The sequence below is a fragment of the Mesorhizobium sp. M2A.F.Ca.ET.042.01.1.1 genome, from assembly GCF_003997405.1.
GTDB lineage: Bacteria > Pseudomonadota > Alphaproteobacteria > Rhizobiales > Rhizobiaceae > Mesorhizobium.
Genome location: NZ_RZRX01000024.1, coordinates 23,048 through 39,180, shown reverse-complemented (window position 1 = coordinate 39,180; position 16,133 = coordinate 23,048). Strand labels below are relative to the sequence as shown.

Here is a 16,133-nt window from a genome sequence, read left to right as displayed (position 1 = left end):
ATCTTGGCCGACACGCCGTAGACACGCGCCGCATGGGCTTTGGAGAAAGCGCCTTCTATCACCGACAGCGCCATCTCCTCTCGACGCAGCGGTGTGAGACGGGCATTCTTATGGATGTTCATTCGGATCCTCCGATGGATGCTGAAGCGTGGTAACTCCAGTCTCCTCGGTCCGGTCCGAATGGACAACCTCCCGAAAGCTCACAGCTAGCCGATCATGTGCCCGGGGAGCATCCAGTTCGAAAGCTTGCTCTAAGCGGCTTGGTGACTTGGCCGAGGTCACCCAGGTGGAAATGACCAACACTTGGGGTAAGCCTAGTGGCGCTCCCCTCGATGATGTCTGGCGGGGTGGTTAGCCGCCTCCGTGGGACAAGATCAGTCTACACGAATGGGCTATAGCCTCTCCTCGCCTGCCTCACTGGCCGTCCTTCAGAGCCGGCCACACGAGCTTTTGTCTTTCAGCAGGGCGTTTTTCTCGCCAGCTACAGAGCCACACCGACGCCATTAATGAGCGTCCAGTCGACGGGTTGGATGGCCCTGTCCATCTTGCCCAGCACCTTGGCTTAGCATTTGCCGGTGCGGCGGAAGCCTTCAAGACGCAGTTCTTGACCTTCTCCAGATCAGCCTCGGATGGATATCGGCAAGGGTTCAGCTCGTCCTTTTGAACTTGCGCATCTTCGTGTTGGCCAACCCCAGGCCGCCCGACATATTTGCGGTCTATCCGGCACCTCAACTTCGAACAACCTTGCGGCAAGCTCTTGGGATAGCCCACGCTCGTGCCTCCACCACCCGCTCAGCAGAGCCAGATTTGTCGTTGATGGCACGGAACTTGCGGAGTCATTCGCAGATGCGTCACGGACCGAGAGTGTCGTCCCATGAATTCGATCACCAAAAAGGCCGCCCGACGTTGCTGGGACCGCCTGCAATTACCTTATCCCAGAATTGGGAGCAACGGCTTCAAAAGGGATAACTCATCACCTCAATTTTGTCGATCGCGCGGCCATCGAACCGCAGCCATCGATCAGACTTCCGCCTCGTTGCACTCATTGCGACCGCCTTGGTGCTTGCGACAACCGCTCAATTCTGGCTGCCAGGATAACCACATATGGCGACGGAACTTCCTGCTTCAAAGCAATATAGAGATCGTCGATCATCCCCCCATCAAGGCCTCGATCGAGGACACCGCGTTCGGCTTGCTTGGTTCGCAGTGAACAGACCGCACTTCGACGAATGCGATCGATGCGACCGCGCCGAGAACTCTCCCGCATTGTCGACGGTTGGGTCCGTCGGCCCTCCGATGAGGCCTCGGATGCGTCGGGCGCCGAGGCCTCGACTGATGCCGACTGGCCGCCGCCGGAAGGTCTCGCGGCTTTGATCCCCGGCGATGTAGCCACCCCTGCTGCAACAGCTCCTAGCCGGAGAACTCATTCATGACCGAATCGGCGACAGATTTAGTGGACGCGGCTTTGTTCGACCGAGATCGGCTTGACCCAGAAAGTCCCTATCAACGTTCTGGCCCTGCATGGGGTGCCATCATTTCGCTTTCCTTCGGCACCTTCGGGCTTGTGACGGCAGAGTTTCTGCCCGCCAGCGTTCTGACACCGCTCGCGCATGATCTCCGTATCACCACGGGCACGGCTGGACAGGCGCTAACAGCGACCGCAATCGTCGCGGCGATCTCGGCACCGATAATCGCCATCGTGACAAAGCGTCTGGACCGCAGGGTCGTCATCTGGGCGATGACGCTCCTGCTGATCCTGTCGAACGTTCTGGCAGAGGTTGCGGGGTCGCTGCCGGTTTTGCTGGCGGCACGCGTCGTCCTTGGCATATCGCTTGGTGGTTTTTGGTCTATTTCGGCAGCGTTGGCGATGCGGCTGGTTCCAAGTCACCTCATGCCGCGCGCCATGTCGATCATCCTCACCGGCGTTTCTGTCGCCTCCGTCTGCGCGGCTCCAATCGGCGCTTATGTCGGTGACATTTGGGGATGGCGAGCCTCGTTCAAGGTCGCCGCAATCGTGAGTGCCGTTGCGCTGCTCGTGCAACTCGTAACCATTCCGCCACTGCCTCCGATCGAAGTGCGCAGATTCCGCAGTCCGCTGGATGTCGCGAAGAATCCGGCGATGAAGGTTGCGGTGCTAGTCGTGCTATTGGTCGCTTCCGGCCATTTTGCCAGCTTCGCCTACATCCGCGCCTTTCTCGAGAGCGTTCCTGCGCTCGAAAAGAAGTCAATCCCGCTCGTGTTCCTTGCTTTTGGCACGGCCGGCGTCTTCGGCAATTTAGCCGGCGCATTCCTCACCAAACACAGTCTCAAGGCGGTCGCGGCCCTGCCGCCCCTGCTCATTGCCGTAGCCGCTGTCTCGCTCCTGACTATGGGAGCATCGGCCTTGACCTCGGCAATTGCAGTTGCCGTATGGGGCTTTGCTTTTGGCGCGGTCCCGGTCGGATTGCAGACATGGATGGTGCTACGCGCCGCTCCGAAACAGGCCGAGAGCGCTGGTGTACTGATGGTCATAACCTTCCAAGTGGCCATCGCAGCCGGCACAACTTTCGGTGGCCTATTGGTGGATCACACGGGTATTGCCAGTGTCTTTGTCTACAGCGCGGTTGCCACGTTCCTCGCTGTCTTGACAGTATTTTTGCTCGGCCCGAACCGCAAAACCTGACCGCCTGGTGGGGAGTGACGGTCGGCGGCGTTCACGCTATTGCCACCTCTGAGCTCGGCCCAAAGGCCGCGGCTTCGTCGTAACCATGCGGTCGATGGGGCAGCGCCAAATTGCTTCCTGCTCATCGCGTTGCGATAATACAGCGCGCTTATTGCGTCATCGTGTCCCCGGTCTCGGCTTCAATGCCCGGCTACTGGCTGCGGAGGCAGATGGGCGCCGGCGTCCCACCGACGACGATCGGTCTTTTCTCATGTAGCTGTCGGGGAAACGAGGCAGGTTTTCCGCCAGAACCCGCCAGTCGTCGCGCTCGCGTTCGCCTTCCTTGCGCGCACCGAACAACTGGATGATGATCTTGCCGTCGGACCCATATGCTTCGAGCGAGGTGACGTGACTGTCATTGGTCGGCTTGCGCACGGCCCAAACCTCACGGATTTGGTGGGTCCTGAGATGCAGCCGGAACGTTTCGTCCAGCACATGGATGCACGGCCCGATCTGCTTGACCGACTTGATTAAGCCGGAATGGGTCTGGATAGAACCTCGGTTGCCGACGAAGCACATGATCGGCAATTCGTCTTCGGCCGCACGCTGGAGCACGGCGCCAACTGCGGCATTGTCGAGCAGCCAAGCGTAATCCTGGCCGACCATGCGCAAAGCCTGGCAGCGGCTGAGCTTGAGCGTCTTTAGAAGGTTGACGTCAGTCAGCCGGCTCCAGTGCTCGCGTAGGTCGTCCACCGTGCCGGCCCAGTCCGCAGTCCTCGCGCCCAGGTCGGCTACTCTCGCCTTAAGCGACATGGTCGGCTCCTGGTTGGCGGATACGAGCTCGGCCACCAGCTTTCGATAGGCATGAAGGTTGGAGACCGGCCTGAGATGCACCTTATGCACTGCTGCGCCGGTGGCGTCGAAGAATTGCAAACTGCGCTGGATTCCGCCGCGATGGCGCCTTTCAACAGCGAAACCATACCTCCAAGCTTGCGGGAAGACGCGAAGGTCGAATTCGTCACCAAGGACCATGGCGTGATTGTTGCCGGTTATCACTCTGTTGAAGACGCCAATCTTTTCGTGCACGGCACCTTGATTGCGGGTCAGCGCCGTCACTTCGCCCACGAATTCGAGGCCCGTCAGAACGTGATTGACGCGCGGGTCGATGCGTGCCGCGCCGAAACCGCAATGGGCCGCGACCAGTTCCGCTTCCGAAATGGCCAATTGGGCTGCGAAATCACGCGCGGGAATGTTCGGACAGACTTCCCACGCACGCCGGATTTCGTTGGGCGACCGCTTCTTGCGCTGATCCATGTTTTTACCCCTGCCCCGTTCTTCTTTTGACGATCGATCGAAAAACGGGCCTCAGGGGTGTGCACGGCGGACGCGATCGATCGTCAGGCACATGCCAGTCGAATCCTGTCTCCGGGCGGTCAGCGGCCAATCGCCGGTAGAGAGCGATTGTTGGGTGGTCGGCGCCAATCGGCCGATCGAGCATTCGGGTACCACCGGCGGTGCTGCTTTCCCACTCAAGGCGGGTCTGATGGATCATATTGCTCTCCTTCGTTCTTCGATTGCGAGGGCAACCCAAAGGTGAATCGGCCGGCAATTTTGCCGCCGCAACGAAGGCTTCACAAAAATCGTGCCAGTTGCTCCGCGGCAAGCTCTGAACATCTTTGGCTCTGTTCATTGCTTTACGCGTGAGTGCATCGCGAACTCAGGCGCCCTTCCTGTGACGCGGACGCGACAAATCCGACAGTAAGTGTCGGTTGTCGGACGTCTCCCCAGCAATCGAGCATAAGAGACGTCGGGATGTCCTACGGTTTTTGACACGTCTTCCCTTTGGCACGGTCCATGCGAGATGATCCGCGAAAACGTCGGACCGAGGAGAAATCGAGCCATGATTACGCTCACCGACAACGCTGTTGCCGCCATCAAGGCCGCTCTTTACCGCGCCAGCGAGCCGGCGGAAGGATTTCGCATCATGGTCCATGCCGGCGGCTGCGCCGGCTTCCAATACTCAATGGGCCTGGAGAGCGTCTCACGTGAGGGCGATGCGATCATCGAGCGAGATGGGCTCAAGGTGTTCATGGATAGAGGCTCCCAACCCCATGCAGCCGGCATGACCGTGGACTTCGTCACTGGGCTCGAAACATCCGGCTTTGTTTTCGATAACCCCAATGCGCGTGAGACGTGCGGCTGCGGCAAGTCCTGCAAATGATTGCGAGGGAACAGGCTATGTTCGACTATAGCGACGCCAAGGAATACTGCGTCGAACCGGCACCGCCGGCGCTCTGGAACCGGCCGACACGCACTGTCGGCCCGGAACAATTGCGTTCGGTGATGCGCCAAATCGCGATCATCGATCGTTGCCGTGGGCAAGCAAACAAAATTGCCCGAAACAGCTGAATTCCCGGCAGATGCCGCCACCAAAGGGCAATGTCGACAGCGACCGGTCAGCCAAGCCATCGCTCGCCCGGCCGCCCACCTTACCAGATACGATATGCGCCAGAGGTTCAATGGCCCGCCTACCCTTGAATCATTTCAGCAGTTGAAGGATCACTCCCATGAACCCTGTCTATCTCGACAACAACGCAACGACGCGGGTTGATCCTGCAGTCGTTGGAGCGATGTTGCCTTTCTTTACGGAGCAATTTGGCAATCATTCGTCCATGCACGCCTATGGCGCATCGGTTGCTGAAGCCGTGAGAAAGGCGAGGCAACAGTTGCAAGCCCTCATCGGCGCGGGATTCGAGGACGAGATCATCTTCACCTCGGGCGGGACTGAAAGCGACAGTACAGCCATCCTTTCGGCGCTGGAGGTGATGCCCGACCGAACGGAAATAGTGACTTCCGCGGTTGAACATCCGGCCGTTCTGAAGTTGTGCGCGCACCTTGAAAAGACGCGCGGCGTCAAGGTGCACATTATCCCAGTCGATCACCACGGCCGGCTCGACCTGGACGCCTACAGAACCGCTCTCACTCCACAAGTGGCAATCGTCTCGATAATGTGGGCGAACAATGAGACCGGTACGATCTTTCCCGTGGTTAAGCTTGCCGATCTAGCCAGGGAAGTCGGCGCGCTTTTCCACACTGATGCAGTGCAGGCGGTCGGAAGGCTTCCGATTGAGCTGAAATCGACCGCGATCGACATGCTGTCGCTCTCCGCCCACAAGCTGCATGGTCCAAAGGGGATAGGCGCGCTTTATGTAAGACGTGGCGTGCGCTTCTCCTCCATGATCAAGGGTGGGCACCAAGAGCGCGACCGGCGTGCAGGCACTGAAAACACACCCGGCATAGTCGGACTGGGCATGGCGGCCGAACTCGCCTTGAAATTCATGGACGAGACAAAACGAATAAAATGGTTGCGCGACCGCCTTGAGAACGGGATCATCCAGCGCATCCCAAACACATCCATCAACGGCGATCCGCAAGAGCGATTGCCAAACACTGCAAACATTGGATTCGAAGGTATCGAAGGCGATGCAATTCCAATTGTCCTGAGCCGGCTGGGAATCGCCTGTTCCGCCGGGTCCGCCTGTGCCTCTGGCTCACTGGAACCGAGCCATGTTCTGATCGCTATGAACGCGGCATGTGGGGCAGTCCGCTTCTCCTTGTCGCGTGACAACGGCGAAGATGACGTAGACCGCGTGCTTGAGGTCCTGCCTGCGATCACCGAGAAGCTACGGGCCGTTCCCAGTGCTGGACTGTGCGGGCGAGGTGCAGAACAGCTTCATTCCGGCCCGGGTCCGAGCGGCACAATAGCCGACGAGCCGTGAGGTCTTCCTCAACGTGACGACCCTGCGCAATGGAGAGCAGTCAAACTCGGGGTCGCCTTCACCACTTCAGAAAAGCTTGAGATCGCCAAGTCTCTTGCCCAGCCGCCGTGCCAGAGGTCGGCACGCCGTCAGCAATGTCACCAATGCATCGACACCACAATTACGCGCCGGGAGAATACAATGAACTGCTCCGCTGATAGCCGCCCGATCGATCGCACCGATATCCTAGCGCGACTGAAGGGCCTGTCGGCCGCGGAGGACTTCTTCGCCTGCCTTGGCGTCTCCTACGACCCGAAAGTGATGAATGTCTCGCGGCTCCATATCATGAAGCGCGTGGGCCAATACCTTGCCGAAGAAGATTTCTCCGGTCTGCCTAACCAGGTAATCGCCGCGCGGGTGCGCGCCAAGCTGGAACGCGCCTACGAAGATTTCGCGACTTCCTCGCCGCTCACGCAACGTGTGTTCAAGGTGCTAAGGGACCACGATCCAAACATATGTCCCGCACCTGGCCGCGCCTTCGTCCCGCTCGACTCTGCACTGAAGCGGTTCGGAAAGTAATGAGCCCGACACGGCTGCGACGCGACAATGTCGAGAAGTCGACAAATCCAGTCCTCATGACGCCTCCTCGGAAGCAAACGAAGCCACCTTCTGGAATAGAGGCAGGAAGACGACTTGGCATGAACGATGCAGGCAATGAGGCGAACCGCCAAGCACGAATCCGGACTGGGAGCTTAGAGAAACCGCCAATGCATATCGTAATCTGCATCAAGCAGGTGCCGGATTCGGCACAGATCCGCGTGCACCCGGTGACGAACACGATCATGCGTCAGGGTGTTCCGACCATCATCAATCCTTACGACCTGTTCGCCCTCGAAGAAGCGCTCAAACTGCGCGACGTTCATGGTGGCGAGGTTACTGTGCTCACAATGGGTCCGCCCATGGCGGAGGACTCGCTGCGAAAGGCGCTCGGTTACGGTGCTGACCGAGCAGTTCTCTTGACGGACCGCTATTTTGCCGGATCCGATACGCTGGCGACTTCCTTTGCTCTTTCGCAAGCAATCGCAAAAATTGGGGAGACTTTCGGCAGGCCGGACATCGTCTTCACCGGCAAGCAGACGATTGACGGCGATACCGCCCAGGTCGGACCGGGCATAGCCAAGCGCCTAGATTTATCGCAACTTACCTATGTCGCGAAGATTGCCTCCATCGATCTCGATACGCGAGAGATCGAAGTCGCGCGTCGCGCCGAAGGCGGCACCCAGTTGCTGAAGAGCAGACTCCCTTGCCTCATTACCATGCTGGAAGACACCAACGAAATCCGCCGGGGCTCGCTCCAGCAGGCTCTGTGCGCGGCGCGCAGGCAAGTCGTGAAGTGGACTGCAGCCGACGCCGGCATTGACGATCTCACCCGGTGCGGTCTGCGTGGCTCGCCTACAGTCGTCAAGCGTGTTTTCGCCCCCACCGCACGGGCAGAAAGGGCGGCGCAGATCGACACCGCGGAAAGGGGCTTGCAGGACATAGCCGATGAACTCATCGCCGATATCTTAACCCGCCGGCCGGCGCTGGAACATGAGCTGGCCTTCAACAGCGGCACGTGACGGCCAGGAGCAGAAAATGTCGACCGCAAGCCAAACCACCCCTCGCATTGCCCCCGGCCGTGCCGGTGTAAAGAAAGAACTTCCCGACCATTTCAAAGACTACCGGCACGTGTGGGTCTTCCTCGAGCTCGAACGCGGCAATGTGCATCCTGTATCATTCGAACTGCTGGGCGAAGGCCGCAAATTGGCCGACAAGCTTGAAGTCCAGCTCGCGGGCGTCGTGCTGGGACCGCCGGGCGAGATGGTCGAGGACGCTGTTGCCGAGGCCTTCGCTTACGGGGCGGATCTTGTCTACATCGTCGATGCGCCGCCGCTCGCCGACTACCGGAACGAGCCGTTCGCCAAGGCGCTCACGGATCTGGTCAATACCCATAAACCCGAAATCCTCCTTCTCGGCGCGACCACACTGGGCAGGGATCTTGCAGGCTCGGTAGCGACGACCCTGCAGACGGGGCTCACGGCCGACTGCACCGAACTTGATGTAGATTCCGACGGTTCACTCGCCGCGACCCGTCCGACTTTTGGTGGCTCATTGTTGTGTACGATCTATACACTAAATTACCGGCCGCAAATGGCGACGGTGCGACCAAGGGTCATGCCTATGCCGCAACGGGTGGATAAGCCGGTCGGGCGTGTCATGCGGCACAAGCTGTCGCTCGTTGAGGACGATATCGTCACCAAAGTCCTCGGCTTCCTACCGGATAACCAGTCGGCAATGGCAAATCTTGCCTATGCGGATGTCGTGGTTGCGGGAGGCCTCGGTCTCGGAGCGGCGGAGAACCTTCAGCTTGTGAAGAATCTTGCCCGAGCGATCGGCGCCGAGCATGGCTGTTCGCGCCCCTTGGTCCAGAAGGGCTGGATGCCGGCTGATCGACAGATTGGACAAACTGGCAAGACCATTCGACCGAAGCTTTACATCGCGGCCGGAATTTCCGGCGCCATCCAGCACCGAGTTGGGGTCGAGGGGGCCGATCTCATCGTCGCGATCAACACCGATCCGAACGCGCCGATTTTCGAGTTCGCCCACCTCGGGATCGTCACGGATGCAATCCGCTTCCTGCCCGCACTGACGGAAGCCTTCACCCGGCGGCTGTCGCCGCACAGTCGAGACAAGCTTGCGAGTTGAGGGAGAGGACATGATTGAACAATTCGATGCCATAGTGGTCGGAGCCGGCATGTCTGGAAACGCAGCTGCTTACACTTTGGCAAGCCAGGGGCTGAAGGTACTGCAGTTGGAGCGCGGGGAATATCCGGGCTCTAAGAACGTCCAGGGTGCCATAATGTACGCGAACATGCTGGAGAAGATCATCCCGGACTTCCGGGATGATGCGCCCCTCGAGCGGCACCTGGTCGAACAGCGACTTTGGGTGTTGGACGACACGTCTCACACCGGAATTCATTACCGGTCGGACGACTTCAATGAGGCGAAACCCAACCGCTACACGATCATTCGCGCCCAGTTCGACAAATGGTTTTCCCGCAAGGTGCGCGAGGCTGGCGCGACGGTCCTGTGTGAGACGACCGCGACGGAACTCGTCCGTGATGGCAATGGCAAGGTGATCGGCGTCCGCACAGACCGGGCTGGCGGAGTGGTCTTCGCGAATGTGGTCGTTCTCGCAGAAGGGGTGTCGGGATTGCTTGGCACTCGCGCAGGCCTGCGCGAGATGCCGAAGCCGGAGACCGTGGCGCTTGCCGTCAAGGAAATGCATTTCTTGCCCGAAGAGGTCATTGGCCAGCGGTTCGGGGTCAAGGGCGATGAAGGCTGCGTAATCGAGGCCGTGGGCACGATCTCTCGCAGCATGGCCGGGCTCGGCTTCCTTTACACCAACAAGGAGTCGATATCACTCGGCATCGGCTGCCTGGTCTCGGATTTCGCCGCGACGATGGAGAGCCCGTCCGCCCTCCTGGATGCGATGAAAAACCATCCTTCGATCCGGCCGCTGATCGCTGGCTCGGAGGTGAAAGAATATGCCGCCCATCTTATCCCCGAAGGTGGTTACAAGGCCATTCCGCAGCTCTTCGGCGACGGTTGGGTCATCGTCGGCGACGCAGCGCAACTGAACAATGCCATTCACCGTGAGGGTTCGAACCTTGCCATGACCTCGGGTCGTGTCGCGGCTGAGGCGATCATCAAAGTCAAAAGCCGCAACGGTCCTATGACCAAAGCGAACCTTGCGCTCTACAAGACGATGCTGGATGACTCCTTTGTGATCAAGGATCTTAAGAAATACAAGGACATGCCAGCCTTGCTCCACACCAATTCCAGCAACTTTTTTGACAGCTATCCGCGGCTGATGTCGCATGCCGCTCAGAACTTCATGCGTGTCGACGGCACGCCGAAGATCGAGAAGGAAAAGAACACCACGGCCGCCTTCATCAACGCGCGCTCGCGCTGGGGGTTGGTCAGCGACGCGGTCCGCCTGGCATTGGCATGGCGCTGAAGAGGGTACAAGATGACGATCGCAGTGACGAAGGTTCGTGTCGAGGACAAACTTTACCAGAACCGCTATCTGGTCGATTCCGGCCGCCCCCATATTATAGTGCGACCGCACGACAAGCCAAGCGCGAACTTGCTTGCGTTGACCTACGTCTGTCCGGCGAAATGCTATGAGTTGAATGACAAGGGTCAAGTCGAGATCACCGCCGACGGCTGCATGGAATGCGGCACCTGCCGGATATTGTGCGAGAAAGGCGGCGACATCGAGTGGAACTATCCGCGCGGCGGCTTTGGTGTCCTGTTCAAGTTCGGATGATCAGCCGGGACCGTGCCAAGAGCATGCCGGCAGCGAGCAACTGCGGCACACCATGAGCCTCTCCATCCACTTGCAAAGAGCTAGTGAATATTGGCCTTTCGCAATTCAAATTTCCTTGACTCGTTAGCGGTGTCCTCAGGCCACGGCGCTGCCCTGTGCGCCGGACTTACCACCGGTCACGTGGTCGAGCCCCTTTGGGACAACGCCCGGCCATCGTGCCGGATGGCAGCCACAACGGCCGGTGAGCAAGTGGAACGGCACAACCCATGGCAAAGACGTATGTGCTAGTGCATGGTGCCTGGCATGGCGGATGGTGTTGGCGGGACGTGGCTGCCAATCTTCGCAAGATGGGATGCCACGTGACCACGCCGACCAGGTGTCGGCGAACGCGCACGTTTGCTGTGCAAGGACATCACGCCCGACACATTCGTGACCGACATCGTCAACCACATTGTGACGGAAGAGCTGAGCGATGTGATCCTTGTCGGTCACAGTCTAGGCGGCATCAGCATCACCGGCGCCGCCGACCGGATACCCGACCATATCAGCCATCTCGTTTATCTCGACAGCGCCATCGTCGAGAGCGGTCAAAGTGTATTCAGCACCATGCCCCCCGACATCGTCGCGGCCCGTCGAAAATTGGTTGCGGAGGAAGGACGGGGTATCTTCATGCCGACTCCGCCGCCAACAGCATTCGGCATTCCCGAGGGACACTCGCTCACGGACTGGGTGCGGCGCCGGATAACACCGCATCCGGCAGGCACCTACGAAAGCGGACTTAAGCTCGAGCACCCGCTCGGCAACGGCAGACCCCGAACCTATGTCGTCTGCACTAATCCACTCCACCCGCCGATGGCGGGAGCGCGAGAATGGGTCGCGAAGCAGGATGGCTGGGCGTGGCAGGAACTCGCCACTGGCCACGACGCAATGATCCTCGCGCCGACGGAAGTTGCTCTCCTTCTTAGCGCAGTCGGCTGAGGAACCAAGTAGGGTGAGCGGCGGCCGATTCTCAGGCCGTGGCCTTGAGCTCTGGTGCACGGATAGGCCCAACGGGTCGTTCCGGTGGCGCCACCGAAACCACTAGGCGGGAGTGGCCTGTCCTGCCGACGTCGCAAGCTTGCGAGCGTTCCGCCGCGGCCGCAGCCCGTAGCGCCGGGCAACCTCCGAGATCACCGCGTCGGCTCCAGGGTCTCGGAATGACTCCGTGCCTTGTCGTCCATCGACCAATGCCGCCGACCAACAGCGCCGTTGATCACCCTCGAAAACGCCGAGGCTGCCGCTCAGGGTCAATCGTAAGTTCAAGTTCAGACACAAGCCGATCTCCGATCCACCTCAGAATCGGCAGGCCCACAGATCGCGGGTCCTCCTGGAAGGACACAGCGCTTACCCTTGAAATATGGAGAACCATGGCTTTGCGCCGTCGGCAGTTGAGCTGATCTCGCAATGCTATTTCCCCGGCAACGTCCGAGCCGGAGAACTGCGTGCTTGGCGTTCTCCTCTGGAAGGAACCAATCTTTCGGAACGTGGCAATGTCATCGACGAGCTCTCACGGGCCAGCACGATGCCGGTTCGGCGCATCGGCGCCCCCTGAACACGAGATAGCCACTTGCGATTCTAACGATACGGCCGGACGGGGGCTGAGACCGCGGCGGACGGAGCGTGACGGCTGATCGACACAATGGAGAAGGCCGGCTGGGTTCAGGCTAATGCGGCTCGAATTCTCGGCCTCAAGCTGCGACAAGTCGGCTAGGCGATACGCCGGCATAGTATCGAGGTGAAGGAAATTCTAAGAGCCTGATGAGCCAATCGTCAGGCCAGTGGTCTTGCGCGCCCTGTGCGCGACAAGGAGTGCTTCGTGCTTCTGAACGGATTTGGACTTGCACTGTCGCAAGCAGGACAAAATTGTGTCGCGCCGGCCTGACACAATGCGATATCGACCCGAATAGTGAACTGAAGCCGCTTTTTTCAGTTGGTATGGCTCTTGCACCTTGAACCGCGACGTTACCAGCAACGGAGCCGTTTGATGTCCTCACCGACAGTTTCGATTGAGGGGCCGACTAGCACGACATCCGAGGGTTTTCTGGCAGCCGCGAAATCCGGTGGCTGCGCATCGTCCTCCTACGGCTCGTCGCCGACCAGCCCGGGCGAAGGGGATCCGGCTATTTGGGAAAGGATCAAGGATCACCCCTGCTTTTCGGAGGAAGCGCATCATTATTTCGCGCGTATGCATGTGGCGGTCGCGCCGGCTTGCAATGTCCAGTGCAACTATTGCAATCGCAAATACGATTGCGCCAACGAGAGCCGGCCTGGTGTTGTGTCTGAGAAGTTGACGCCCGACCAAGCGCTACGCAAGGTCATCGCCGTTGCCAACAAAGTTCCGCAGCTTTCGGTTCTTGGCATCGCTGGGCCGGGGGATGCCTGTTACGATTGGGAGAAAACGAAGGCAACGCTCGACCGCGTCATCAGGGAAATCCCCGACATAAAGCTGTGCGTCTCCACTAATGGGCTCGTGCTGCCGGACCATGTCGCCGAGCTTGCCGAAATGAATGTTGATCACGTGACGGTCACCATCAACATGGTCGACCCGGAAGTCGGCGCGAAGATCTATCCATGGATCTTTTATGAAAATCGCCGCTACTTCGGCATCGAAGCCGCTCGAATCTTGCACGCGCGGCAGATGCTGGGCCTGGAGATGCTGAGCGCGCGCGGCATCCTCACCAAAATCAACTCGGTGATGATTCCTGGAGTGAACGACCAGCACCTGTTTGAGGTGAACAAAATGGTCAGGGAGCGGGGCGCGTTTCTGCACAACGTGATGCCTCTGATTTCGGACCCGGCGCACGGTACCCACTACGGACTCATCGGGCAGCGCGGCCCAACGGCAATGGAGATGATGGCTCTTCAGGATCGACTTGAAGGTGGCGCCAAGTTGATGCGCCACTGCCGGCAGTGCCGGGCAGATGCTGTCGGCCTGCTCGGTGAAGATCGTGGCCAGGAATTCACGCTGGACGGGATTCCCGACGATGTCGCCTACGATGCTGGCAAGCGTCAGGCCTATCGGCAGGTGGTCGCACACGAGCGCCGTGATCATGAGGCGGCGAGGAGCGAGGCCATCGGTATGGTCAAGGCAACAGACTCCGAAAAGTCGCTTCTGGTTGCGGTGGCCACTAAGGGAGGTGGACGGGTCAACGAACACTTCGGCCACGCGAAGGAATTCCAGGTTTATGAAGTCTCGCCTAGAGGGATCAGCTTGGTCGGGCATCGGAAGGTCGAGCGGTATTGCCTCGGAGGCGGGGGCGAAGACGCCATCCTCGAGGGCGTCATCGCAGCGCTCGAAGGCATACACATAGTGCTATGCGCCAAGATCGGAAATCGCCCGAAGGAACAACTCTCGCGAGCTGGACTGCGCGTAACCGACGCCTATGGCCATGACTACATCGAGACCGCAGTCAGCGCACTTTACGCGGCAGAGTTTGGGATCAGACCACTAGCGGCGACGGCCTGAGCCGTCTCGTCCGATAACCAGGAGTTAGAATGGCTTTAAAGATCATCGCATCCCAATGTACCCAATGCGGGGCCTGCGAGTTCGAATGTCCTTCGGAAGCGATCAAGTTCAAGGGCGACGCCTATGTGATCGATCCAAACAAGTGCACCGAATGCAAGGAGGCCTTCGATACGCAGCAATGCGTGTCGGTCTGTCCGGTACCGAAAACCTGCGTTCCCGCTTGATTCCTACCGAAACGGTCGGGTTCGCCGCACGACGACGCCTGCAACCCGCGACCACAACAAAAGCCTCGAGAAAGGAATGGACAGCATGTGGTCCAGACGCGAACAGGAGGTCGAAATCGGCAGACCGCCACGGTTCATGCAGGGTGAGCGGGTCCGTGCGATACGCCACATAAAAAACGACGGCACCTATCCCGGCAAGGAGATCGGCGAAAACCTCGTGCGGAAGGGCGACGAAGGCTACGTGCGCGACATTGGAACCTTTCTCCAGCAATTCTTCATCTATGCGGTCGAATGGATCGATCGTGGCACGGTCGTCGGCATGCGAGCGCGCGAACTCATTAGCCTCGACAAAGTCGAGGTTCCCTGCGGAGCTGAAGGCATTTCCAACGGGGGAACAGCCGGATGAAAGTAATGATTCGCAGGACCGCTACTGGCTTGTCGGCTTATGTCCCCAAGAAGGATCTCGAAGAGCCGATCACCGAGATTGAGAACGCTGACTTATGGGGCGGGACCGTGACGCTCAGGAACGGTTGGCGGCTCATGCTGCCCGACCTTCCGCGCGACACGCGTTTGCCGATCACCGTCGAGGCGATGAAGATTTCCGACGGGGCCTGATGCCGGTGGGTTCAGTGGCGGAGAGGAAACGCGTATGAACACGATGCTGAGCTGGGACCATCTCGTCGTCGTCCGGGGCAGTTTTGCCAAAAAACTGATTGACCTGCTGAACGGCGCTCTCAAGGCCGATCGAGTGATCCCCTATCTCGGTCCTGGTCTTCTGCAGCTTAACCCACCGGAATCACCTGTACCTTGCACCCCTGAAGATGTCGCCGCGGCCCTCAACAAGCGGGCGCCTGCCCCTTCCAGGATTCGCACCAATATGTGGTCGGTCGCGCAGTTTATCGAGCAGCGCCGACATCGTCGGACTCTCCAAGCGTGGATGGCGGAGATATTCGCAGCCCCCGCCGAGCCGACCGTTCTTCACGCCTGGCTCGCAACCCTTCAACTGTCTGTCATCATCGACAGCTGGTACGATGGCGCCATGCGAGCAGCCCTTGCAGAGGCCGGCCAAACAGACGTTGTCGAGATACAAGGAACGACGCGCGCGACCGGAATCGGTAACATCTGGACGAGAACTTACGATTTGTCAGGAACAGAACTCGAGGCCGAACAAGTGGCTAGGACGGTGCTCTATGCGCCGCACGGCAGCGTCAGGCCGGCGGCAAACTTCCTCGTGGCTGATTCCGATTACGTCGAAGTCCTAACCGAAATTGATATCCAGACGCCGATCCCGGACGCGGTGAAGCAACGGCGCGTCAACCGGGGTTTTTTCTTCGTGGGCTGCCGCTTCAACGATCAGATGCTGCGCACATATGCCAGACAGCTGATGAAGCGCTCCACTGGCCCACATTTTGCGGTGATCGATTCGGCTACGCTGACCAGAAACGAACGTCGTTTCCTTGCCGAAGGCGCAATCACGGTCATCGACATGCCGATCCGCAACGCCGCGGCTCGCCTCGTCGGGGTCGATGCTAGCCAGGATTAATGGCCGGCGATTGCTGGTGAGTCGCTGCTTGCCTCCAAGGGCGAAAACTCAGTTGGGAATACATTCGTGAGTAGTAATGCTAGTGGCAGC

Annotated in this window: 18 protein-coding genes; 16 read left to right on the top strand and 2 right to left on the bottom strand. The window is 59.4% G+C overall.

Annotated features, from left to right (window positions below; translation table 11 throughout):
* Nucleotides 1-122 (bottom strand): leucine zipper domain-containing protein (locus EOA23_RS06050; RefSeq protein WP_245474027.1); only part of this gene is annotated, 122 nt, incomplete at its 3' end.
* Nucleotides 123-1,429: 1,307 nt separating this feature from the next.
* Between EOA23_RS06050 and EOA23_RS06045 the strand changes: the two genes are divergently transcribed.
* Nucleotides 1,430-2,662, top strand: a complete 1,233-nt coding sequence (locus tag EOA23_RS06045) for an MFS transporter (protein WP_126063819.1) — start codon at nucleotides 1,430-1,432, stop codon at nucleotides 2,660-2,662.
* 156 nt (nucleotides 2,663-2,818) lie between these two features.
* On the opposite strand, the gene EOA23_RS06040 is transcribed toward EOA23_RS06045, so the two are convergent.
* Nucleotides 2,819-3,955 carry a ChuX/HutX family heme-like substrate-binding protein gene (locus EOA23_RS06040; protein WP_126063818.1) on the bottom strand — a complete coding sequence of 379 codons (1,137 nt, stop codon included), beginning with the start codon at nucleotides 3,953-3,955 and terminating at the stop codon, nucleotides 2,819-2,821.
* A gap of 586 nt (nucleotides 3,956-4,541) precedes the next feature.
* Here EOA23_RS06040 and EOA23_RS06035 point away from each other — a divergent pair.
* From EOA23_RS06035 to EOA23_RS05970, 15 genes are all read left to right on the top strand, one after another.
* Nucleotides 4,542-4,862: an iron-sulfur cluster assembly accessory protein gene (locus EOA23_RS06035; RefSeq protein ID WP_029356570.1), complete on the top strand. Its 321-nt coding sequence runs from the start codon at nucleotides 4,542-4,544 to the stop codon at nucleotides 4,860-4,862.
* A 17-nt stretch (nucleotides 4,863-4,879) separates the two neighbouring features.
* Nucleotides 4,880-5,050, top strand: coding sequence for a hypothetical protein (locus EOA23_RS35575; RefSeq protein WP_165349961.1), 171 nt, complete (start codon nucleotides 4,880-4,882; stop codon nucleotides 5,048-5,050).
* A 158-nt stretch (nucleotides 5,051-5,208) separates the two neighbouring features.
* Nucleotides 5,209-6,420: a cysteine desulfurase NifS gene (gene nifS / locus EOA23_RS06030; protein WP_126063817.1), complete on the top strand. Its 1,212-nt coding sequence runs from the start codon at nucleotides 5,209-5,211 to the stop codon at nucleotides 6,418-6,420.
* A 180-nt stretch (nucleotides 6,421-6,600) separates the two neighbouring features.
* Entirely contained in the window at nucleotides 6,601-6,978 is a 378-nt protein-coding gene (gene nifW / locus EOA23_RS06025; protein ID WP_024505239.1) for a nitrogenase stabilizing/protective protein NifW, read from the top strand.
* 188 nt (nucleotides 6,979-7,166) lie between these two features.
* Complete coding sequence (locus EOA23_RS06020; RefSeq protein ID WP_126063816.1) at nucleotides 7,167-8,018, top strand: electron transfer flavoprotein subunit beta/FixA family protein; 852 nt, start codon at nucleotides 7,167-7,169, stop codon at nucleotides 8,016-8,018.
* Nucleotides 8,019-8,034: 16 nt separating this feature from the next.
* Nucleotides 8,035-9,144, top strand: a complete 1,110-nt coding sequence (locus EOA23_RS06015; RefSeq protein ID WP_126063815.1) for an electron transfer flavoprotein subunit alpha/FixB family protein — start codon at nucleotides 8,035-8,037, stop codon at nucleotides 9,142-9,144.
* A gap of 10 nt (nucleotides 9,145-9,154) precedes the next feature.
* Complete coding sequence (locus EOA23_RS06010; protein ID WP_126080604.1) at nucleotides 9,155-10,459, top strand: FAD-binding protein; 1,305 nt, start codon at nucleotides 9,155-9,157, stop codon at nucleotides 10,457-10,459.
* A gap of 12 nt (nucleotides 10,460-10,471) precedes the next feature.
* Nucleotides 10,472-10,771, top strand: a complete 300-nt coding sequence (locus tag EOA23_RS06005) for a ferredoxin family protein (RefSeq protein WP_024505235.1) — start codon at nucleotides 10,472-10,474, stop codon at nucleotides 10,769-10,771.
* Nucleotides 10,772-11,167: 396 nt separating this feature from the next.
* Nucleotides 11,168-11,749 carry an alpha/beta fold hydrolase gene (locus tag EOA23_RS06000; RefSeq protein ID WP_287152319.1) on the top strand — a complete coding sequence of 194 codons (582 nt, stop codon included), beginning with the start codon at nucleotides 11,168-11,170 and terminating at the stop codon, nucleotides 11,747-11,749.
* Nucleotides 11,750-12,449: 700 nt separating this feature from the next.
* On the top strand, nucleotides 12,450-12,521 hold the full coding sequence (locus tag EOA23_RS36060) for a helix-turn-helix domain-containing protein (RefSeq protein WP_245467364.1): 72 nt from the start codon (nucleotides 12,450-12,452) through the stop codon (nucleotides 12,519-12,521).
* A 273-nt stretch (nucleotides 12,522-12,794) separates the two neighbouring features.
* Nucleotides 12,795-14,276 carry a nitrogenase cofactor biosynthesis protein NifB gene (gene nifB / locus EOA23_RS05990; protein WP_024505233.1) on the top strand — a complete coding sequence of 494 codons (1,482 nt, stop codon included), beginning with the start codon at nucleotides 12,795-12,797 and terminating at the stop codon, nucleotides 14,274-14,276.
* A gap of 29 nt (nucleotides 14,277-14,305) precedes the next feature.
* The gene (locus EOA23_RS05985; RefSeq protein ID WP_024505232.1) at nucleotides 14,306-14,500 is read left to right on the top strand and encodes a 4Fe-4S binding protein; all 195 of its coding nucleotides are present in this window, start codon (nucleotides 14,306-14,308) and stop codon (nucleotides 14,498-14,500) included.
* Between the two features lie 85 nt (nucleotides 14,501-14,585).
* Nucleotides 14,586-14,906 (top strand): nitrogen fixation protein NifZ, encoded by a 321-nt coding sequence (locus EOA23_RS05980; protein ID WP_024505231.1) that lies wholly within the window; start codon nucleotides 14,586-14,588, stop codon nucleotides 14,904-14,906.
* Nucleotides 14,903-15,115: a putative nitrogen fixation protein NifT gene (gene nifT / locus EOA23_RS05975; protein WP_024505230.1), complete on the top strand. Its 213-nt coding sequence runs from the start codon at nucleotides 14,903-14,905 to the stop codon at nucleotides 15,113-15,115. The genes EOA23_RS05980 and nifT overlap by 4 nt, the downstream gene beginning before the upstream one ends.
* 34 nt (nucleotides 15,116-15,149) lie before the next feature.
* A complete protein-coding gene (locus EOA23_RS05970) occupies nucleotides 15,150-16,043 on the top strand; it encodes an SIR2 family protein (protein WP_024505229.1) in 894 nt (297 codons plus the stop codon).
* The last annotated feature ends 90 nt before the right edge of the window (nucleotides 16,044-16,133 follow it).